The organism is Streptococcus oralis, from assembly GCF_001075875.1.
Taxonomy (GTDB): domain Bacteria; phylum Bacillota; class Bacilli; order Lactobacillales; family Streptococcaceae; genus Streptococcus; species Streptococcus oralis_I.
Map to the genome: position 1 here is coordinate 23,613 of NZ_JUOS01000074.1, position 21,771 is coordinate 45,383.

A 21,771-nucleotide genomic window follows, 5' to 3' on the forward strand; every position below is an offset into this window, starting at 1 on the left:
AAAAAAGAAGTTGGACTAACCAACTTCTTTTTATTTTATTCTACAACTGCCTCAGCAATTTCTTCTGCAGTGATTCCTGCGAAGTAACGACCTAGGTTAATGGTTTGAAGGGCTTTGAGGACATCTTCACGTTCGTATTTGACACCACGAAGAACATTTTCTACTGCTGCAACATCTTCGATACCGAAAAAGTCACCGTAAATCTTGATATCTTGAATTTTTGATTCAATGACGTTTGCGAAGATTTCAACCTTACCACTTGGGAATTTAGTTCCACGACGGACATTGTATTCAGGTGATTTACCGTAGTTCCAGTCCCAAGTTCCAAACTTAGTTTCTTTGATTCGATTGATTTCAGCCAATTCTTCCTCAGAAAAAACGTACTCTGTCATTTCAGGGTATTCTTTTTTCATGTATTCCAAAAGTAAGTCACGGAATTCTTCTACAGTAATTTTTTCTGGCAATTCGTCTACGATATTGGTTACTCGTGCGCGAACTGATTTAACACCTTTTGATTCGAACTTATCTTTAGAAACCTTAAGTGCGTTAGCTAGGACTGACAAATCCACGTCAAAGAGAAGACAACCATGGTGCATGATGCGTCCATTGATATAAGCTTGTGCATTTCCACAGAATTTCTTACCGTCAATCTCAAGGTCATTGCGGCCTGTAAATTCAGCTTTAACACCAAGTTCCGCCAAAGTGTTAATAACTGGAGTAGAGAAGCTCTTGAAGTCAAAGGCCTTGTTTTCATCTTCTTTTGAAATGATTGTATAGTTGAGGTTGTTCAAATCATGGTAAACAGCCCCACCACCACTGATACGACGTACTACTTCAATTCCGTGTTCACGAACATAGTCACGGTTAATTTCTTCGATAGTATTTTGGTGACGTCCTACAATGATAGATGGTTTGTTGATCCAAAGAAGGAAGATTTGATCCTCGTCCAAAAGGTGTTTAAAAGCATATTCCTCTAAAGCAATATTAAAGGCAGTGTCATTTGAATGATTGATAATGTATTTCATAAGTTACCTTCTAATACGATAGAGACTGGAAAATAATTCCAGTCTAGTCTATCTATTTTTATTTTTTCTTAGGTGAATGGATGGCCATTCCAAGAACATCCGCAAAGGCTTCGTACATTACTTCAGAGTAAGTTGGGTGTCCGTGGATAGTCTTAAGCATTTCTTCAACAGTAATTTCCATTTCAATGATACTTGACGCTTCGTTGATCAATTCAGCTGCTGCTGGACCAATGATATGAACACCAAGGATTTCACCATATTTCTTGTCTGCAATGACTTTAACAAATCCTTGAGCAGCATCTGATGCAATGGCACGTCCGTTTGCTGCAAAGTTAAATTTACCAATTTGAACATCGTATTTTTCACGAGCTTGTTCTTCAGTCAAACCAACAGCTGCTACTTCAGGAAGTGTATAAATAGCTGCAGGAGTCAAGTTCAATTTGGCAACAGCGTGGTTTCCTTTAAGCGCATTTTCAGCCGCAACTTCACCCATACGGAAGGCAGCGTGAGCCAACATCTTAGTACCGTTGATATCACCTGGTGCATAGATACCTGGAACAGAAGTTTCCATGTATTCGTTAACCTTAATACGGCCACGGTCTAATTCAAATTCAACATCTCCGATTCCTTCAAGATCTGGAACACGACCGATTGAAAGAAGGGCTTTATTTGCGATGATATCATCTTTTCCTTCAACCTTGATACGAAGTTTGCCATCTTCTTCAATGATTTCTTGCAGTTTAGTACCTGTCAAGATAGTCATACCTTTGCGTTCAAGAATCAAGCGAAGGTTCTTAGAGACTTCCGCATCCATTGCTGGAACAATGCGATCCATCATTTCGATAACAGTAACTTTTGAACCAAATGTCATGAAGGCTTGTCCGAGTTCGATACCGACAACTCCACCACCAATGATAACGAGGCTTTCTGGTACTTCATTCATTTCAAGGATATCGTCACTAGTCATAACAAGTGATGATTCCATACCGGGAACGTTGATTTTGCTTACTTTTGAACCACCAGCAAGGATGATCTTCTTAGTTTCAAGCAATTCAGAACCATTTACCAAGACATTCTTATCTTTAGTAATAGTACCGATACCCTTATGAACATCAACTCCATAACTACGAAGAAGTCCTGCAACACCACCTACAAGGGTATTGACAACTTTAGATTTTGTTTCTAAAAGTTTCTCCATATCAACTGTGAAATTAGGATTTTCAATTACGATACCACGATTTGCTGCATGACCAATATTCTCGATAATTTCAGCGTTGTGAAGGTAAGTTTTAGTTGGGATACATCCACGGTTTAAGCAAGTTCCACCAAGTTCAGATTTCTCAACAAGAGCAACCTTACCACCTAATTGAGCTGCTTTAATAGCAGATACATAACCAGCAGGTCCACCACCAATAACAACGATATCATAAGCATCATCGCTCTTACCGTCATCGTTTGAAGCACTTGTTGCAGGTGCTGGGCTAGCTTCTGGTGCAGCTGCTCCAGCTGTTGGGATATTTTCCCCTTCTTCACCAAGATAACCGATAACTTCAGTAACAGGAACAGTCTCGCCGTCCCCTTTCAGGATAGCGATCAAGTAACCGTCTTCTTCTGCTTCCAATTCCATGCTGACTTTGTCAGTCATGATTTCCAAAAGGATTTCTCCTTCTTTTACAAATTCTCCGACTTTTTTATTCCATTGGACGATTTGTCCTTCTGTCATATCCACGCCGGCTTTTGGCATAATTACTTCTAAGGCCATATCTTACTTCCTTTATATATATTTCTAATAATAAATACTTTAAACCAACATTGAGATTGGGTTTTCAATTAAAGCTTTCAAGTCTTTCATAAACTTAGCACCAGCCATACCATCTACGACACGGTGGTCAATTGTCAATCCAAGACTCATAATTGGACGAATCACGATTTCACCATTAACTACAACTGGTTTCTCAACTGTTGAGCTAACCCCGAGAATTGCTGAGTTTGGTTGATTGATGATAGGACCAAATGATTGAACACCAAACATCCCCAAGTTACTGATTGTGAAGGTTGAATTTTGCAATTCGCTAGGAGCTAGTTTACCATCCAAAGTACGTCCGATGACATCTTTGAATGCAACTACCAACTCAGACAAGCTCATCTTTTCAGCGTTGTAGACGACTGGAGTCATAAGACCATTATCCATACCAACAGCCATCGCAAGGTTGACGTAGTTGTGGGTGATAATTGTCTTACCATCTTCTGTCAATGAAGCATTGATGTATGGGTGTTTCATAAGTGTCTTAACAACCGCAAGTGAAAGCAAATCTGTAACAGTGATTTTCTTACCTGTTGCTTCCATAATCGGATCAAGAACTTTCTTACGAAGGGCAAGCATTTCAGACATATCTACATCGTAGTTAAGCGTAAAGGTTGGTGCAGTTAAATATGATTCAACCATACGTTGTGCAATAACCTTACGCATAGGAGTCATCGGGATACGTTCGATTTCTCCATAAGGTGTTACGTTATCTGGAACTTCTTCCACTTTCTCAATTTGAGCAGGTGATTTAATGGTATCGTTTTCGATATTTTCAGGAAGAAAGGCTAAAACATCCTTCTTCATAATCTTACCACGGTGACCAGTTCCTTGAATTTCTTGCCAAGCAATATTATGCTCTAGTGCAATTCGTTTTGCGAGTGGTGAAATGCGAACCACATTAGTGTCTTTAAATGTTTCCACGTCTTCTTTGTGGACACGACCGTTTGCGCCTGAGCCAGAAATGTCGTAGAGATTGATCCCTAAATCATCTGCTAATTTTCTAGCTGCAGGAGTCGCTCTTAGCTTATCATCAGCCATGACCTCTCCTATTCTATTATAAGATACTAAGGGCGTCAAAAGTCTCAGTGAAAATAGGAAACTTGACGAAGAAACTTTAGTTTCTAGGAAAGTTTATCTTTTTCACCCAGACTTTAGCCCGAGTTCAACTCTACAAGCAACTTGGACACGGAACGTGTCTCAAGTTGCTACGGTTGCCGCTATCGAGCGGCCAACCTAGTAGACTTACTAAGTTTTTTGCCAAATATTATCGATTCGTCAAAAAACTGTCGCAACTATACAATCAACTTGGATACAAAATATATCTCAAGTTACAACTGTTGTAGCTATCAAGCGATCAACCTAGTAGTCTTACTAAGTCACTCATCGAATGATAACGATTCGATTCGTTCCTTGTCGCTTTTTATCAATTTAAAACGAAAGATAAAATACTAATGCATATTACATAATTTATGTTATGTATTATTGTTTGTTGTGAGTTTTACGAATGGCATCTTTGATGCTTTCAACTGTCGGAATCATTGCATTTTCTAGATTTTGTGCATAAGGCATTGGTACATCTTCACCTGCACAACGGCGAATAGGTGCATCTAAATAATCAAATGCTTCTGATTCTGAGATAATAGCTGAGATTTCTCCGATAAATCCACTTGTCTTATGAGCGTCATTGACAAGAACCACTTTTCCAGTTTTCTTAACTGAGTTAATGATGATGTCTTTATCAAGTGGAACCAAAGTACGTGGGTCTACTACTTCTACTGAAATGCCTTCCTCAGCCAATTCTTCAGCTGCTTGCATGACACGACGAAGCATTTTACCGTATGTTACTACTGTTACATCAGTACCTTCGCGTTTGATTTCTCCGACACCAAGTGGGATAGTATAGTCTGGATCAACAGGAACTTCACCTTTTTGGTTAAATTCAGATTTGTATTCAAGAATGATAACAGGGTTGTTATCGCGAATAGAAGACTTGAGAAGTCCCTTCATATCAGCTGGTGTACCTGGAGCTACTACTTTCAATCCTGGGATATGCGTAAACCATGTTTCTAATGATTGTGAGTGTTGTGCTGCAGAACCTACACCATTACCAGCTGCACAGCGGATTGTCATTGGTACTTGACCTTTTCCACCAAACATATAACGAGTTTTTGCTGCTTGGTTAACGATAGCATCCATGGCAATTACAGAAAAGTCCATGAAGGTCATATCAACGATTGGACGAAGACCAGTCATAGCTGCACCAGCAGCTGCACCAGAAATAGCAGCTTCTGAAATAGGACAGTCACGTACACGTTCTGGTCCAAATTCCTCAAGCATACCTACAGATGTACCAAAGTCTCCACCGAAAACTCCGACATCTTCACCCATCAAAAGCACATTTTCGTCGCGACGCATTTCCTCAGACATTGCAAGGATAATGGTATCGCGGAAAGACATTAATTTAGTTTCCATATTTTCTCTACTTCTCCTTAGTCTGCGTATATATCTTCAAATGCTGATTCTAGTGGAGGGAATGGACTTTCTTCTGCAAATTTAACAGATGCTTCCACTGCTTCCTTAACTTGTGCTTGAATTTCTTCAAGTTCCTCTGCACTTGCAATCTTGTTCTCAACAAGGTACTTGCGAAGATTTTCGATTGGATCTTTTTGTTTCCACTCTTCTACTTCTTCACGTGTACGATATTTACCTGGGTCTGAAGATGAGTGACCAAGCCAACGGTAGGTTACACTCTCAATCAAGACAGGACCTTTACCAGAACGAACATGGTCAACTGCTTTCTTAAATCCTTCATAGACATCGATTACATTGTTACCATCTTCGATAAACATACCAGGAATACCGTAAGCTGCGCTACGTTCATGGATATGTTGAACATTGGTCATTTTCTTAATATCTGCTGAAATTCCGTAACCATTATTGATACAGTAGAAAATTACTGGGAGATTCCAGATTGACGCCATATTCACCGCTTCGTGGAAGACACCTTCGTTTGTTGCACCGTCACCAAAGAAGCAGACAACGATTTTACCAGTGTTTTTCATTTGTTGAGTAAGGGCAGCACCTACTGCGATTCCCATACCACCACCTACAATACCGTTGGCACCAAGGTTACCTGCATCAAGGTCGGCGATGTGCATTGATCCACCTTTACCTTTACAAGTTCCGGTATACTTACCTAGGATTTCAGCCATCATGCCATTAAGGTCAATACCTTTAGCAATAGCTTGACCGTGACCACGGTGATTTGAAGTGATCAGATCATCTGCGTTTAGAGCTAACATAGCCCCGACGTTAGCAGCTTCCTCACCAACAGAAAAGTGCGTCATACCGGGCACTTTTCCTTTTTTTACTAATTGAGCAATTTTTAAGTCCATTCGACGAATTTCTTCCATCTTACGGAACATCTCAAGCAAAAGATTTTTATCTAAAGTTGACATAATCTTGCCTTTCTAAGTTTAAATTCTTATAGTTCTATTTTACTTTATAGGTTAATTAGTGTCAAAAAATATGCTTGCAATTTTTCACAATATAAAAAAAGAAAAGTCAGTAAAATCAAGACTTTTCTTTATATAAAATACAAATTTCACAAGCTTTTTTTCATCGTTTTTCAACAAATTATTTGAATCTTTTCATAATAACTTGTAAACGCCATTGATAAAGAATTCCACTTACCATTAAACTAATGATAAGAGCAATCCAATAGGAATACGCACCTAAACTAGTCGAATAATCAAGATATAAGCCAAGCGGAATCCCAACACCCCAGTATCCGAGAAGACCAAGACAAAAAGGAACAATCGTATCCTTGTAACCTCTTAAAATACCTTGTAAAGGTGCCGCAAATGTATCAGCTAACTGGAAAAATAAGCTATAGGTCATAAAAGAAGCTGTTAGTTGGATAAATTCTGGATCTTGACCATATAGTCTGGCTACATTTTCACGATAGATGTATAGAAAACTAAGTGTTAAAACAGCAAACACCATAGCTGTTAAACGACCAATATGGATATACTGTTTAGCATCCTCTAGACGTTTAGCACCAACTTCATAAGAAACAACAATAGCCATCGCTGTTGAAATGCTCATTGGAAAGGCGTACATGAGAGATGAAAAGTTCATGGCAGACTGATGACTAGCTATTATCAATGATGAAAACTTCGCCATAATCAAGCCAACAGCTGAAAAAATAGCAACTTCTGCAAATACAGTTCCACCAATTGGCAGACCAAGATAAATAGCTTCCTTGATTTTTTTGATTTGTAGGGGCATAGGTCTTTGGAGTTGATATTCCTTGAGCTTTTTATGCTTTAACAAGACCAAAACCGAAATCAGCAACAAAGCCCAGTACGCAAGGGAAGTTCCCAGACCTGCTCCTGCACCTCCTAACTCAGGAAAACCAAAAGCTCCGTATATTAGTAAATAGTTAAATCCACTATTTAAAGGAAGTAAAAGAAGCATGAGATACATAGACAATTTTGTCAGTCCTAGTGTATCAAGTAGCGAACGAATAACACTAAAAAGTAAGAGAGGAATAATACCGATGGCTAAGAGCCACAGATAACGTTTGGCAACGCTGGATACAGCCACTTCCAGTCCCATGAATTGTAACACAATTGGTGCTAAAAAGAAAACCAAGCCAAAAAGTACGATAGATAAGGCTAAAGCCAAATAAAGAAATTGATAAAAATCCGAAGAAACTTCTTTCTTTTTTCCTTGTCCCAAATGGTGACCAATAATAGGGACCAAGGCTGAGACGATTCCAGTTAAAAAAGTAAAGAAAGGATTCCATAAACTAGTTGCAATTGAAACACCCGCTAGATCGAGAGTATTATATTGGCCCGTCATCGTGGTATCGACAAAAGATGCGGAATAATTAGCGAATTGATAAATTAAAATAGGAAAGAAAATTTTTAAAAATAAGATGATTTTGTCTTTAATAGTTTCTGTTGAATGCATACCTACTCTTTCTGCTCCTTTGCATCCAAGCCAAAAAGCTTTAAGCCGTATTTTCTCAAGCTCAAAGGTGGATTACTAGTTTTTGATGTCGTGTGCCAGCAATTACATGAGGCGCAATAATAGCTTCTAACCAAGCCACCATTATCATAGTCTACGGCGTGATCAGCTTTTTCCTTGGTTTCATACTGAATTTTAGCACGGTTAGCTGCTGGACAAAATACTCCATGGCAAGCATTTCGTTTACGATTTCTAAGTTTACGAAAATAATTCATCCTCAAGCTCCTAATCTGCTTGATAAACGATTTGTCCCTTACAGATAGTAAATTTGACCTGCCCTTTTAATTGTTCACCAATGAATGGTGAATTAGCTGCTTTAGAAGCAAAATGTGTGTCAACGATTCGGTCAGCTTTATCATCAAAAATCGTAATATCAGCTGGCCTATTTTCAGTTAGATAACCTGCTTCAAAATTATACAGTTTTGCTGGATTATAGGTCATTTTTTCTAGCAATTGCATTAAACTCAACTCGCCAGTTTCCACCAGATAGGTTAAACCTAGTGACAAAGAAGTTTCCAAACCTGTCATACCTGATGGAGCTTTGGTAATATCCTCAACATTTTTTTCGTCAGCATGGTGAGGCGCGTGGTCAGTAGCAATGACAGAAATGACTCCAGATTTTAAACCTTCAATGACGGCGCGACGGTCTGATTCCAAACGAAGAGGAGGATTCATCTTAGCGTTACTTCCTTTAGTCAATAGAAGCGTTTCAGTCTTAGAAAAATGCTGTGGAGCTACTTCTGCAGTTACATTTGCTCCCATATTTTGAGCAAACTCAACAACTTTGACACTTTCTTCTTTAGACAAATGCTGGATATGAACATGAGCCTTGGTTGCATAGGCAATCATGACATCACGAGCAATCATAGCGTACTCTGCAACTCCTGTTGCACCGCAGATATGGAAATGTTCTTTTGCGATATTTTCGTTAAAACCAAGCGTACCATTTAAGCCAGGATCTTCTTCATGAAGACTAATAAAAGTATTTAGTTTTTTCGCTTCTTCCATGGCTTCCTTGACAACTTTACTGCTTTCAAGTGGAATCCCATCATCAGAAAATCCAACAGCTCCAGCTTCTAAAAGCGACTTAAAGTCTGTCAAATCTTGGCCATTAAAGTTCTTGGTAATTGTTGCTACAGATTTAACGTTGATCTTTTCTTTTGCCGCAGATTGAAGAACTTCCTGCAAAGTCTCAACATCTGAGATAGTTGGATTAGTATTAGCCATCATAACGACAGTTGTAAATCCACCTGCAGCTGCTGCTAGTGCTCCTGTATGAATGTCTTCTTTATGAGTTTGACCAGGTTCACGGAAATGAACATGGATATCCACCAATCCAGGCGCAACTACAAGACCAGTAGCATCTATTACTTGAACTCCCTCAACATCGATTCGAGGAGCGATTTTAACAATTTTTCCATTTTCAACTAAAATATCACTGACTTGATCCAAACCAGACTTAGGATCCATTACACGGCCGTTTTTGATTACTAACATCGCTTTACTCCTTTATTCGTAGAAATCCACTTGGGTATCCAATAATTTATTACCATCATAGACAAATTTAGCTGAAAAGAATGGTTTATCTTCTAAAAGCCACTCTACAAAGGTATGGTCCCCTTCCCAGGTCGGCTTACTTAAAACCTCATCGTAAGGAACCCATTCTAAGGTTCCTTCATTACAGTCAATCAACTCACCTTCAAAATCAGTTACTTTAAATACATAGGTGTACCAGTCAAGGTCTGGTGTAAACTCTGGAAAGGTGATAACTCCTTTTAATACTGGTTTTGCTTTTAGACCAGTTTCTTCAAGAATTTCACGAGCAGCACATTCTTGTGGAGTTTCCCCCCGTTCTAACTTTCCACCTACACCGATCCATTTCCCTTCATGGACATCATTAGGCTTTTTATTGCGATGAAGCATGAGCAGTTCTTTTCCGTTATCAATGTAGCAAATTGTCGCTAACTGAGGCATATTCTCTCCTTATCTAAGCCAATCAATTGGCTCTTGTCCACTTTCTTTTAAGAATGCATTTGCTTTTGAAAATGGTTTTGACCCCCAAAATCCTTTGTAAACAGAAAGAGGACTCGGGTGGGCTGATTCGATAATCAAGTGCTGAGGATTTGTAACCAAGGACTTCTTCTTACGTGCATAAGCACCCCAAAGTACAAAAACTACGGGTCTATCAATATTATTGACAACCTTGATCACAGCATCTGTAAAAGATTCCCATATCTTCCCAGCATGACCATTTGCTTGACCAGCAGGAACCGTCAAGCAAGCATTGAGAAGCAAGACACCCTGCTCGGCCCAAGTAGTCAAATCATGTGAATTCTTAACTCCAATATCATCTGCAAGTTCTTTCAAGATATTTTGCAAAGAAGGAGGTGCTGGAATAGAATCTGGAACTGAAAAACTCAAGCCCTGAGCTTGACCAGGCCCATGATAGGGATCTTGGCCTAGAATCACTACCTTAACCTCTTCCAGAGGAGTTGTTATAAGAGCCTGAAAAACCTTTTCTTTAGGAGGATATACAGTTCCTTGAGCATAAACCTGCTCCATAAAGTGATTGATTTTCCCAAAATAACCCTCAGGTAATTGCTCTTTAATCAAAGCATGCCAAGATGAGTGTTGCATCTTTCTCTCCTTTATAGTATCCATCTAAAAGCACGTCTTAATTCATCCGTACCATTTTTAAAAAAGCATAAACCATGTGCAAGTATGATTTTATCCGGTTTCCAGTTTAACATACGGGAAAAGGAAACCTTTGCTTCCCTTTGTCTTCCTAAAAAAGTCATCCGATAATCGATAGGAGTTTGACCATCAGGGGATGTTACACGAGCTAAACGATAGAATTTTCTTCGGATTGGACTAGCTATCTTTTCCGGTTCAAAGTTCTCTATGAGATCTGTTACAATTAGTGTTTTTGTTGATTTATGAAAAAACACCACCTCTTCAATGACTGAACTTCCCTTAAAAATGAGTTGATCAATCTCATCAGACCATAAGTCAGGAGCCTTATCTGTTAAGGGAGCATCAAATACAACCCAGACTTTCTGACTTTTCGCTCTCTCTTCTACTCCTGGACTAGACAATGCTTGCGCATGAGGATATCTTTGTTTCCAATCTGCAATATAGGCGTAGTGAATCTTATTTGGTGAAATCAGGTAAGCGACTTTGCCCAAAGCATCCAGTTCAGTAAAAAGTTTCTCATTTGGCGCAATAGGAGAATGAATCCAAAGTTTGCCATCATTTAACTTAATCACCGTCATACGTGTCTGAAAAGGAAGTTTGAAGACCTTCATATCCATTTGTATCAAATCACCGTCTACTATCCAGATATTTTGATCAACTTCCTTTAGTGAATACAACGGTTCATAAAGAGAAAGAGTTGGCCTAGACATCATTTACTACTCCTTCGTTAATACTGCCTCTATTATAGCAAAAAGTGGCTATCTAAACCACTTTTAAAAGTATCTATTGAGATTTGAGAAGTTTTATACAGAATTTATACTAAAGAGCCTTTATTCAACACCTTTTCTCGTATTAGAAAGGATAAATTCTTTGTCGATTTCATTAATAATCAATTTTGTTCGAGTATTAAGTTTTTCATCAAATCTTTTATTCAATTCCTTTACAACGCTTATCTTAAAATCATCACTTGATTTTTGTTTATAGTAATCAAATCCTCTAGAAGCCGCGCTACAGCAACTCCCCCAATCTGAAAGATAGCCTATAATTTCAAAAACACTATCATTGTATTTTTCAAATTTTTTAGTGGCTGTACTTTTTAAATAACCTGAAATACAATTTACAAAAGAGTAGTAATACTTAGAGTCACGAAATGAATTGTATTCTGCACTATGAAAACTTGGATCGAGAATTCGTGCTGATCGCACATCTTCCATAGTGGGTTTTCTGGGCATTTTAATATCAGTCTGCAGATAAGCATAATAGGTTTCCTTATCAAAGAAAGCTCCATCTACTGCTATCAAAGCACCGTACATGCCATCTTCATACTGAAAGACGATCACAGCACCGTTCCTATATTTGCTTTCTACAGGAACAGGCGGAGCAATTCTCTTTTTGGGATTTTCTTTTTTTACACTAATTTTTTCTAAAAACTTTTCTAGATTTTCACTTCTTTGTTCTAAAAATTCACTATCTGCACCCAATTCTTGGGCAAGTTCTAAATCCTCTTTGTTGAGAATGATTTCTTTAATTTCAAGCAAGAATTCGTCATCTAATTGCCCAACTTCCCATAAACAGTGTGCTAAGGCGAACAAGACATCATACATATCGTCATCGTATAAATCCGACGTCAAGTCATTTTTAATTGTATTTGCATCTTCTCCTTGATTGTATCTCTCGAAGAATTCTTCTTTAATATCTAAGGAGGTGTCATTTCCAAAAATCGTTGCATCCCATGTTCCCATAATTTCGAGACTCCTATCTACTTTTAAACAGTTCTAAATATTTTGTAAAGTTATGCTGACAACAAACTAGATTAAATCTCCCCTTAGCCAGAGATAAGGAGAGATTACTATAACTATACTTAAGCACATCTAAAAGATTAAATTTCTATTATTTGACTTTCACCCAATAAATAAACTATTTAACAATCAAATAATGTGCATCTTTTATCTTATAATTTTCTAAACTGATAACTGTTTGTTTCTTATCAACAATATCATATTTAACCAGAGAATCATTAAATAAAAAATAATAGATGTTGTCTTTAAATGTAAAATATGGTGCAATATATTGCTCTGTACTAAAGCCTTCCACATGAATAATATCTTTTTCTAAATTATCTAGATTGACTGTAGTAAAGGAAAATTCGCCATTATATAATCCCTCATTCTCTATAATCAATTGGTTATTTTTAGCATCATAGTGAATATTTGTTGGATACTTTTCAGGAATATCGATATAATTCTTACTCTGACTTTTTAAATCAAAAACCAATAATTTATTTCCTGACTTATATTCCCCATCAGAATTATGCCCACTAAGTGCTTCCACAATATACAAGACATCATCTACATTAACCATTCTCATATATGCTGATGTTTCGTCAAGATTATATTTTTCTACGATGTTAAACTCTTTATCCATTTTCCAAATTTCTACATTAGTAATTTGAGTAGATAAATCCAATGTGGTTACAAGTAAGTATAAATAATTATCTACAATAACAAACTGTTGACTGGCATTTAGCTGACCATCATTTTTCACGGTAACATTAGTGACAACCTCTAAATTATTATCATATTTATAAAATTCAATTCTATCTGTAAAGACAGCAGTTGCATATAAATAATCCCCATCTGTTATAGATGCGTATGCATCATTTCCCTCTGCTAATTTAAACGTTTCACTTAAATTTTCCTTATTAATTCTAGATACATATCTTTTTAGGCCTGAGGTATCTTTTGTTTTTGCAGTTGAGTAGGATCCTGCTTCCGAAAAACTTTCTGCCCAATAGATATATTTTTCTTTTCTAGATATATTATCCTTGAACTCATTTAAATCATAATCATCAAAGACAGCTATTTTATCGCTATCCCAGATAGCCATTTTATAATCATCTACCGAATTTACCTTATTTGACTGACAGGCACTTAGAAAAATAAGGCAGCAACAAGCACTTATTAACATCAACATGAAATTTATGGTTCTTTTATTACTTTTCAATATCATACTGATTTGCCCCTATATAGCTTTTTATACCAATTTAAGACGTTCAAACAGATGAATAGATAATTTATTGACTAGTTTAGATGCTTCTTTTTCAATACCTGCTTGATTAACTGTACTACCAATTTGATATCCAGATACAACTTAACGGTAGATGACAATCACAATATTCTTGTCATTATATCCTAGCATGATTTATTATATCAAAAAAATAAAACGTTTTCAAAAAATACCTAAATTTCTTGCACTCCATGCTCCAGGTTTTCTAGAATTTTTTATATTTTGTGATTGTTAAAGGAGCCCCAAGCAATCAAGCAGAGCCTGATAAGAGTCGACTTCATAAGTTGGCTGGGCTAAGCTCTTATTTTCCAGATGATGAGGATTGTACCAGATGGTATCGATGCCAGCATTATTTCCACCTTGAATATCAGCTGACAAAGAATCACCAATCATAAGGGTCTGATTTTTATCAAAATTAGGGATACGTGCTCCAATTTTTTCATAAAATTCAGCATCTGGTTTTTGGGTATGGAGTTTCTCTGAAATGAAGATTTCCTTGAAAAATGGCGCAATACCAGATTGTTCCAAACGACCTGTTTGAATAAGGGTAATTCCATTTGTCGCAGCATAGAGCTCATAGCCTTGTTTTATCAAATTTTTTAATAAATCTTTCACACCTGGGAAAGTCTGTCCCTGTTTTGATAGGAAAAACTGGTAGCGCTCTGCTAAGTAAGCCCCATCTTTTTCAATGCCAAAGTGAGCAAACAATTTTGCAAAACGTGTGTTAATTAACTCAGCCTTTGTAATTTTTTTCTGTTCCAAATCCTTCCAAAGAGCCTTGTTCATTGGTACATAATAATCTTTGTAAGCTTGGATATCCACTACTCCTTCTTCTTTTAGGAGTTGCGATAAGGCAATGTCTTCTGCAGCATCAAAATCAAGTAAGGTGTGGTCGAGGTCGAAGAGTAAATACTTATATTTCAAATCTAAATGCTCCTTTCTGAACATTAAGTGAGTAAAAAAATAAATAGTCATTCAAAAGATTGCAGGAGCTAATTTCTATAGAACTGGCAGTATTGACTATGGTTCCAACTAGGTCTTTGGGTATCTATAGGTTTGATCTATAAACTTCACCGAGTATTAACAAAAGCCGATATTCCTATCACCTTTTAATAACCAGTTTGAATTCTTCCTACTTGAAAAGCTCCTTTAACAGAAAAGGAGCTATCTTTTATTTTATTGGTGTACAGCTTGGGCTGCTGTGATAAGAGTAAGTTTGAAGACGTCGTCTGAATTACATCCACGAGAAAGGTCATTAACTGGTTTGTTCAAACCTTGCAATACTGGACCAACCGCTGCAAATCCACCGAGACGTTCTGCCATCTTGTACCCAATATTCCCTGCTTCAATACCTGGGAAGATAAAGACATTTGCTTGTCCAGCAACCTTGCTTCCTGGTGCTTTAAGAGCAGCTGTTTCTGGAACGAAGGCAGCATCAAATTGCAATTCCCCATCAATTTCAAGATCAGGACGAAGATCATGAGCAATCTTAGTTGCTTCAACAACTTTATCTACGTTTTCACCAAAACCAGAACCTTTAGTTGAATAGCTTAGCATCGCAATTTTTGGTTCGATACCGAACATCTTAGCTGTGATAGCAGAGTTAATCGCAATTTCTGCCAAAGCTTCAGCATCAGGATTGATATTGATGGCACAGTCACCAAATAGGTAACGCTCAGTGCCACGAACCATAAGGAAGGCACCTGAAGTACGACTAACATTTGGACGTGTTTTAATGATTTGAAGGGCTGGACGAACAGTTGCCGCAGTAGAGTGAATAGCTCCTGAAACCATTCCATCTACCAAGCCCATGTATACCAACATGACACCAAAATAGTTCACGTCTTTAACCAAGATTTCGTGAGCCTCTTCTTCAGTCATTTTCCCTTTACGACGTTCTACAAGTGATGCTACCATGTCTTCAAATTGAGGGTAGTGGGCTGGGTCGATGACTTCATAACCATCCATGATTCCTTCGATTTCAAGATAGATTTTAATTTTATCAGGATTTCCTAGTAGGACAGGGATAACTTCTGTTTCTTTTACGATGCGTTTTGTAGCTTGAAGGATACGTGGTTCTTCACCTTCTGGCAAGACAATACGTGCATTTTTACCAACTAGGTTGGCTTTTAAACTTTCAAAAATTTCCATGAGTTTTGACTCCTTTTAAGATAAATTATTATTTGATAACTGAGTTATAAGAGTGTTAAAATCATCCGGCAGTGGACTTTCCATCTCCAACTGCTCTTCAAGAAAAGGATGATAAAACGATAAGTAATGGCAATGCAGAGCTTGGCGCTCTATGCCATGTTCAAGACTACCACCATAGAGGTCATCGCCAAACAAAGGGAAACCGATATGGGAGAAATGAACACGAATCTGGTGTGTCCTTCCCGTATGTAGTCGAATATCAACTAGATGAATATTGCCATAAGACTGCACTATTCGATAGGAAGTATGGGCATACTTACCACCTTTTGCCACTCGTCTAGTGATGATTGAATCTTCATCACGGGCAATCGGGGCAATAATTTCACCTTGAGGTTCCAGAACCCCATCTCCTTTAACGAGTGCAAAATAGCGCTTTTCAATGGCTTTCTTTTGCAACTGCTTGTCTAGTCTAGCATGAGCATAACCATGTTTAGCAAAAAGCATGAGACCCGAAGTATCGCGATCTAGTCTGGTTACAATGTGAACCTGCTGATTTTCATAGTTCTGTTTCACATAGTAGCCCTTGATAAAATTAGCGATGGTATTGGAATGATTGACACTAGGAATCGAGGCCACACCAAAGGGTTTGTTTAGGATTAAGAAATGATCATCTTCAAACAGAATATCCAGTGGATAATCAATTGCTTCCAGTGTCTCAAAACCTTCCTCAGGAGGAATGTCGATGACAACCACATCCCCAATATCTAAGAGATAGGTTGCATTTTGTGGATGACCGTTTACGCGAATATCCCCACCTCGAAACTTGATTTTGGCAAGTAAACCTTTCGAGACTTCGTGTTTTTTTAAAAAGGTCTTTACCTTGACATGTTCGTCAGCAATAAATTCAAACCTCATTCATCCACCTCACCAATAAAGGCATCCTTGACACGATTCCAAAAACTGGTATGTCTTGGAGTCGCGACAAAGTGGATCTTGTGATGATCTATTTGGTATTCTATTCTTTCAATATTACGATAAGAATAAATACTATTATCAACCGAGATCGTATGATAGTCATTACGAGTTGGTATCAATTCTATCTTATCCTTTTTAGGCACAATGATAGAAGAACCTAAAGTTCTGAAGACACGATTATTGAGACTCGCAATTTCTGTCAATTGAAGGGCCTCAATGGTAGGATGTAAAACAGCACCACCAAGAGATTTATTATAGGCTGTACTTCCAGTCGGAGTTGAGATGGTCAAACCATCCCCTCGGAAGCGTTCAAACGGTACATGATTGATAACAACATCTACTACCATGGTTCGATCAGTTCTACGAATACTAGCTTCGTTCAAGGCACGGAAAATCTTCACTTCACCATTTTCCAGAAAAATCTTTACATTTAAAATCGGATATGATACTCGAGCTCCAGTATCCAACTGTAAATTAGTAACCAATTGATCCAGTTCGAAATCACGATAGTCCGTATAAAAGCCTAAATGACCTGTGTGAACTCCCACAAATCGAACCTTATCCAGCTGGTCTTCATACTTGTGAAAGGCAGACAAGAGCATACCATCTCCACCAATTGAAATCACAATATCTGGATTTTTGTCGTTTAATATAAAGTTATTTTTCTTAAGTCGATCTCTTAATTCGTATAAGACTCTTTGACTTTGAGGTTTGCGGTTAGCAATTAGATCAATTCGTTTACCTGTATTCTTCATCGGTATCGTCACTATTACCTACCCCGTCATTTAACTTTCTATGCAGTGGATCAAAGAGTGCCTGTGCTTCTTGGATATCATCACGAATTTTGCTCATTTCTTCATCCAATTGGTGGGATATCCTTGCTGTAATTTCCAAACGTTTCTTAATTTCTTCTGGAAAATCGCCTTGATATTTATAATTGAGAGAATGCTCGATGGTAGCCCAGAAATTCATCGCCAAGGTACGAATCTGAATCTCCACTAAAATCGTTCTTGCCCCATTGATTGTGTCAACAGTATACTCAATAATCAAATGGTATGAACGGTAGCCTGAAGCCTTTCGATGAGTGATGTAGTCACGTTCTTGGACAACTCTCATGTCTTGCCTCTTACGAAGAATAGCAACAACTTCGCTCACGTCATCTACAAATTGAACCATGACACGTAAACCTGCAATATCTTGCAAGTCCTGTTCCAGCGTATCATACCCAATTCCTCGACGAGCCATTTTTTCTTTAATACTTTCAATCGGTTTGACTCGACCAGTTACAAACTCAATTGGAGAATGTTTATTTTGTTTGCGGTATTGTTTTCGAATACCTCGGAGTTTTATCTTCAGCTCTCCAACAGCCTGAATGTAAGGATCTAAAAATTCTTCCCATTCTGTAATCATATATCTTTTTTATCCAATCCTCTATAAACTTCGATTTATCTAGTTTTTGATTTTCGAGGAAAAATCTTATACAATAAATACAATGCTTATTATACCATACAATCGCTTTCAAAGATAAGGAAAAAGTAAAAAAAATGAAACATTTAGAAATTGAAATGAAAACACTTCTAAACAAGGTTGAATATCAAAGATTGCAGGAGCACTTTTCAGGAGTCACACCTATTACACAAAGAAATTACTACCTAGACACGCCTGATTTTTACCTTCGCCAACATAAAATCGCTATGCGCATTCGTACTTTTGAAAATAGTGCTGAATTGACCATAAAAATCCCACAAAAAGTTGGAAATATGGAGTACAATCAAGATCTCAGTCTTGAGGAAGCAAACCATTGTCTTAAAGAATGTAAACTTCCACAAGGAATGATTCTTGACGAATTGACTAGCCGTGGACTTTCAACCAGTGGCTGGGTAGTTTTAGGTTGCCTAACTACTGTTCGCTACGAAAAGCAAACTCCTATCGGCCTCATGGCTCTTGATCAAAGCCAATACTTTGATATTGTTGACTATGAGCTTGAATTAGAAGTAGAAGATGGTAAGCAAGGTAGTCTTGATTTCCAAGAATTTTTACAAGCCAATGAAATCCATTACAAAAAAGCTCCTTCAAAATTGGTTCGTTTTATAGAAAATATGAAAAAATACTGAAATAATCTTCTTTTTTTGATAAAATAAAAGGGATGAAAAATAATAGAATCTGTTGTAGAGAGCATTTATCACTAAAAGTGTTTCACTACAGCGGTTCACTTAGTTTAAAGAGGACGGTTTATCGATGTCAGATACAAAAAACATGAAACTTTTCGCACTATCTTCCAACCAGGAAATTGCTCAAAGAATCGCAGATGCTGCAGGTGTTCCACTTGGAAAAGTATCTTCACGCCAATTTTCAGATGGTGAAATCCAAGTTAACATCGAAGAAAGTGTTCGTGGATATGATGTTTATATCATCCAATCAACTAGTTATCCAGTAAATAACCACTTGATGGAACTCTTGATTATGGTTGATGCTTGTGTTCGCGCTAGTGCTAATACTATTAACGTTGTACTTCCATACTTCGGCTACGCTCGCCAAGATCGTATCGCTTCTTCACGCGAACCACTTACTGCAAAACTGGTTGCAAATATGTTGGTGAAAGCTGGAGTTAGTCGTGTATTGACTCTTGACCTCCATGCCGTTCAGGTTCAAGGATTCTTTGACATTCCTGTAGATAACCTCTACACAATCCCGCTTTTTGCCAAACACTACTGCGATAAAGGTTTGACTGGTTCAGATGTGGTTGTTGTCAGTCCTAAAAACTCTGGTGTAAAACGTGCGCGTAGTCTTGCAGAATACCTAGATGCTCCGATTGCTATCATTGATTATGCGCAAGATGATTCTGAACGCAGTCAAGGTTATATTATCGGAGATGTCGAAGGTAAAAAGGCAATCTTGATCGATGACATTCTGAACACTGGCCGTACCTTCTCTGAAGCTGCTAAAATCTTAGAACGTGACGGCGCAACTGAAATCTATGCGGTTTCAAGTCATGGACTATTCGTTAATGGAGCTGCAGAGTTATTAGATGCAACAAATATCAAGGAGATCTTGGTTACAGATTCTGTTGTGACAGAAAGTAGAAAACCTAAAAACGTACAATACATCACTGCTAGCGAATTGATTGGTGATGCCATGGTTCGTATTCATGAAAGAAAACCAGTTAGTCCACTATTTAAATAGAAATTAGGTGAGTTTTTGATTTATTTGGATAATATTTATTTGGATAATGCTGCAACGACTCCGATGTCTTCAGTAGCTATCTCAGCAATGACTCAAGTCATGCAAGAAACTTATGGCAACCCTTCTAGTATTCATGGACATGGGCGCCAAGCAGGTAAACTTTTACGAGAAGCTCGTCAAGAACTAGCAAGTTTACTAGGAACAAAGCCACAACATATATTCTTTACCACTAGTGGTACTGAAAGCAATAATACTGCTATCATCGGCTACTGCCTTCGCCATCAAAATCGTGGAAAGCACATTATCACTACTGCGATTGAGCACCATGCTGTTCTAGAACCCATCAAATACTTGGTTGAAAATTTCGGTTTTGAAGTGACTATTTTACAGCCTGAACATCAAGAAATCACTGCAGACCAAGTCAAAAATGCACTGCGTGAAGATACCATTCTTGTTTCTACTATGTTTGCCAACAATGAAACTGGTACACTATTACCTATTGCTGAAATTGGTGAGGTTCTAAAAAATCATCCAGCCGTCTATCATGTCGATGCAGTTCAGGCAATTGGTAAATTCCCAATTCTTCCCGAAAAATTGGGAATTGATTTTCTCAGCGCTTCTGCCCATAAATTTTATGGTCCAAAAGGAGTTGGTTTTCTCTATGCTGCATCTACAGATTTTGATTCCTACCTTCATGGTGGTGATCAAGAGCAGAAAAAAAGAGCAGGAACAGAAAATCTTCCTGCCATTGTAGGAATGGTAGCAGCTCTAAAGGATGATCTTGAAAACCAAGCACAAAACTTTGAAAAGGTTCAACAACTAAAAGACACCTTCTTAAAGGAAATGGCTGAGACAGACTATTACCTCAATCAAGGAAAAGACCAGCTACCTTATGTCCTTAATATCGGATTTCCAGGTCAACGAAATGATCTACTACTCCTTCGTCTGGATCTTGAAGGGATTTCTATTTCAACTGGTTCTGCTTGTACTGCAGGTGTCGTTCAGGTTAGTCATGTTCTTCAGGCTTTCTACGGAGAAGACTCTCCTCGCTTACACGAATCCGTTCGCGTCAGCATTTCACCTCAAAACACAGAGCAAGAAATGATCACCCTCGCACAAACTCTAAAAGAAATCATTGGAGGATAACTCAATGGCATTCGAAAAAACTATTAGTCTCAAAAATTGCCGTTACGATTACACAATCAGTCCAACTATCAAAAAGTTTACTCTAAAAGATAACACTTTTTTTGAAACAAAGGTTGGTAACTATGAACTAACACGCCTTCTTGAGAAGGTTCCAAATAGTGGGGAAGGTTTCCAACTTAAGATTATCATCAACAAAGACTTAACTGGTGCAAAAATCAACATCACTGATAAATTTGGTCTACGTTTGGTTGATATCTTTAAGTCAGAAGAAACTCATATCCACCAAGAGAAATTCTACTTCTTGATGGACAGTCTTGTTGAGCGTGGTGTCTTCACTAAAAGTGAAAGATAGGTGGCCTATGTTTCGATTAACTTACAAGGACACCTATCAAGTCGAACGTGTCTTAGAATACGAAGATTACGAAGCACTCATGCTGTCACTTTCAGGATGTGTGACTCTTCCAGATACGACCGTCATTACTTCTCTTACCTATAAGGGAGAAGAAATCTATCAAGGACTTCTAGGAAATCTCTATCATTTTCTATATCACTATGATTTTACAAAGATAAACTAAGATTTTCTTAGTTTTTTCTTGTTTTTGTTGATTTTTTCACAATCTTTCTATAAAATAGTATTTAGAAAGGTTGTGATTTTGTGAAAGAAAAACAGTCTGCTATTCCAAAAGCAAC

Annotated in this window: 23 protein-coding genes; 5 read left to right on the forward strand and 18 right to left on the reverse strand. The window is 37.8% G+C overall.

Annotation, left to right across the window (positions count from 1 at the left end):
* Positions 1 to 35: 35 nt before the first annotated feature.
* The 18 genes from ADM33_RS04410 to ADM33_RS04495 all read right to left on the reverse strand — a co-directional run bounded on the left by ADM33_RS04410 (position 36) and on the right by ADM33_RS04495 (position 18,162).
* Entirely contained in the window at positions 36 to 1,025 is a 990-nt protein-coding gene (locus ADM33_RS04410; RefSeq protein WP_049503335.1) for a lipoate--protein ligase, read from the reverse strand.
* A gap of 58 nt (positions 1,026 to 1,083) precedes the next feature.
* Complete coding sequence (gene lpdA / locus ADM33_RS04415) at positions 1,084 to 2,787, reverse strand: dihydrolipoyl dehydrogenase (protein WP_049503336.1); 1,704 nt, start codon at positions 2,785 to 2,787, stop codon at positions 1,084 to 1,086.
* A 39-nt stretch (positions 2,788 to 2,826) separates the two neighbouring features.
* The gene (locus tag ADM33_RS04420; RefSeq protein ID WP_049503337.1) at positions 2,827 to 3,870 is read right to left on the reverse strand and encodes a dihydrolipoamide acetyltransferase; all 1,044 of its coding nucleotides are present in this window, start codon (positions 3,868 to 3,870) and stop codon (positions 2,827 to 2,829) included.
* A 441-nt stretch (positions 3,871 to 4,311) separates the two neighbouring features.
* The gene (locus ADM33_RS04425) at positions 4,312 to 5,304 is read right to left on the reverse strand and encodes an alpha-ketoacid dehydrogenase subunit beta (RefSeq protein ID WP_049503338.1); all 993 of its coding nucleotides are present in this window, start codon (positions 5,302 to 5,304) and stop codon (positions 4,312 to 4,314) included.
* A 17-nt stretch (positions 5,305 to 5,321) separates the two neighbouring features.
* Positions 5,322 to 6,290, reverse strand: a complete 969-nt coding sequence (locus ADM33_RS04430; RefSeq protein ID WP_000105346.1) for a thiamine pyrophosphate-dependent dehydrogenase E1 component subunit alpha — start codon at positions 6,288 to 6,290, stop codon at positions 5,322 to 5,324.
* 178 nt (positions 6,291 to 6,468) lie between these two features.
* A complete protein-coding gene (locus tag ADM33_RS04435; RefSeq protein ID WP_049503339.1) occupies positions 6,469 to 7,809 on the reverse strand; it encodes an MATE family efflux transporter in 1,341 nt (446 codons plus the stop codon).
* 2 nt (positions 7,810 to 7,811) lie between these two features.
* On the reverse strand, positions 7,812 to 8,081 hold the full coding sequence (locus ADM33_RS04440) for a hypothetical protein (protein ID WP_049503340.1): 270 nt from the start codon (positions 8,079 to 8,081) through the stop codon (positions 7,812 to 7,814).
* Between the two features lie 10 nt (positions 8,082 to 8,091).
* The gene (locus ADM33_RS04445) at positions 8,092 to 9,363 is read right to left on the reverse strand and encodes a dihydroorotase (protein WP_049503341.1); all 1,272 of its coding nucleotides are present in this window, start codon (positions 9,361 to 9,363) and stop codon (positions 8,092 to 8,094) included.
* A gap of 12 nt (positions 9,364 to 9,375) precedes the next feature.
* Positions 9,376 to 9,840 carry an NUDIX hydrolase gene (locus tag ADM33_RS04450; protein WP_049503342.1) on the reverse strand — a complete coding sequence of 155 codons (465 nt, stop codon included), beginning with the start codon at positions 9,838 to 9,840 and terminating at the stop codon, positions 9,376 to 9,378.
* Between the two features lie 9 nt (positions 9,841 to 9,849).
* The gene (locus ADM33_RS04455; protein WP_049503343.1) at positions 9,850 to 10,503 is read right to left on the reverse strand and encodes a uracil-DNA glycosylase; all 654 of its coding nucleotides are present in this window, start codon (positions 10,501 to 10,503) and stop codon (positions 9,850 to 9,852) included.
* Between the two features lie 11 nt (positions 10,504 to 10,514).
* Positions 10,515 to 11,270, reverse strand: coding sequence for a DUF4336 domain-containing protein (locus ADM33_RS04460; protein WP_049503355.1), 756 nt, complete (start codon positions 11,268 to 11,270; stop codon positions 10,515 to 10,517).
* A gap of 120 nt (positions 11,271 to 11,390) precedes the next feature.
* A complete protein-coding gene (locus ADM33_RS11715) occupies positions 11,391 to 12,302 on the reverse strand; it encodes a hypothetical protein (protein WP_049503344.1) in 912 nt (303 codons plus the stop codon).
* A gap of 175 nt (positions 12,303 to 12,477) precedes the next feature.
* Positions 12,478 to 13,446 (reverse strand): hypothetical protein, encoded by a 969-nt coding sequence (locus ADM33_RS04470; protein ID WP_049503356.1) that lies wholly within the window; start codon positions 13,444 to 13,446, stop codon positions 12,478 to 12,480.
* A gap of 411 nt (positions 13,447 to 13,857) precedes the next feature.
* Positions 13,858 to 14,550, reverse strand: coding sequence for a YjjG family noncanonical pyrimidine nucleotidase (locus tag ADM33_RS04475; RefSeq protein ID WP_049503345.1), 693 nt, complete (start codon positions 14,548 to 14,550; stop codon positions 13,858 to 13,860).
* A gap of 252 nt (positions 14,551 to 14,802) precedes the next feature.
* The gene (pta, locus tag ADM33_RS04480; RefSeq protein WP_049503346.1) at positions 14,803 to 15,777 is read right to left on the reverse strand and encodes a phosphate acetyltransferase; all 975 of its coding nucleotides are present in this window, start codon (positions 15,775 to 15,777) and stop codon (positions 14,803 to 14,805) included.
* Between the two features lie 15 nt (positions 15,778 to 15,792).
* The gene (locus tag ADM33_RS04485; RefSeq protein ID WP_049503347.1) at positions 15,793 to 16,692 is read right to left on the reverse strand and encodes an RluA family pseudouridine synthase; all 900 of its coding nucleotides are present in this window, start codon (positions 16,690 to 16,692) and stop codon (positions 15,793 to 15,795) included.
* Entirely contained in the window at positions 16,689 to 17,507 is an 819-nt protein-coding gene (locus tag ADM33_RS04490; protein WP_049503348.1) for an NAD kinase, read from the reverse strand. The genes ADM33_RS04485 and ADM33_RS04490 overlap by 4 nt, the downstream gene beginning before the upstream one ends.
* Positions 17,491 to 18,162 carry a GTP pyrophosphokinase gene (locus ADM33_RS04495; RefSeq protein ID WP_000627444.1) on the reverse strand — a complete coding sequence of 224 codons (672 nt, stop codon included), beginning with the start codon at positions 18,160 to 18,162 and terminating at the stop codon, positions 17,491 to 17,493. The genes ADM33_RS04490 and ADM33_RS04495 overlap by 17 nt, the downstream gene beginning before the upstream one ends.
* A 134-nt stretch (positions 18,163 to 18,296) precedes the next feature.
* On the opposite strand from ADM33_RS04495, the gene ADM33_RS04500 reads away from it, so the two are divergent.
* From ADM33_RS04500 to ADM33_RS04520, 5 genes are all read left to right on the forward strand, one after another.
* On the forward strand, positions 18,297 to 18,866 hold the full coding sequence (locus tag ADM33_RS04500; RefSeq protein WP_049503349.1) for a CYTH domain-containing protein: 570 nt from the start codon (positions 18,297 to 18,299) through the stop codon (positions 18,864 to 18,866).
* Positions 18,867 to 18,990: 124 nt separating this feature from the next.
* The gene (locus ADM33_RS04505; RefSeq protein WP_049503350.1) at positions 18,991 to 19,935 is read left to right on the forward strand and encodes a ribose-phosphate diphosphokinase; all 945 of its coding nucleotides are present in this window, start codon (positions 18,991 to 18,993) and stop codon (positions 19,933 to 19,935) included.
* Positions 19,936 to 19,998: 63 nt separating this feature from the next.
* Positions 19,999 to 21,081 carry a cysteine desulfurase family protein gene (locus tag ADM33_RS04510; protein WP_049503357.1) on the forward strand — a complete coding sequence of 361 codons (1,083 nt, stop codon included), beginning with the start codon at positions 19,999 to 20,001 and terminating at the stop codon, positions 21,079 to 21,081.
* Between the two features lie 4 nt (positions 21,082 to 21,085).
* A complete protein-coding gene (locus tag ADM33_RS04515; protein ID WP_049503351.1) occupies positions 21,086 to 21,433 on the forward strand; it encodes a DUF1831 domain-containing protein in 348 nt (115 codons plus the stop codon).
* A gap of 7 nt (positions 21,434 to 21,440) precedes the next feature.
* A complete protein-coding gene (locus ADM33_RS04520; protein WP_049503352.1) occupies positions 21,441 to 21,656 on the forward strand; it encodes a DUF4649 family protein in 216 nt (71 codons plus the stop codon).
* Positions 21,657 to 21,771: the final 115 nt, after the last annotated feature.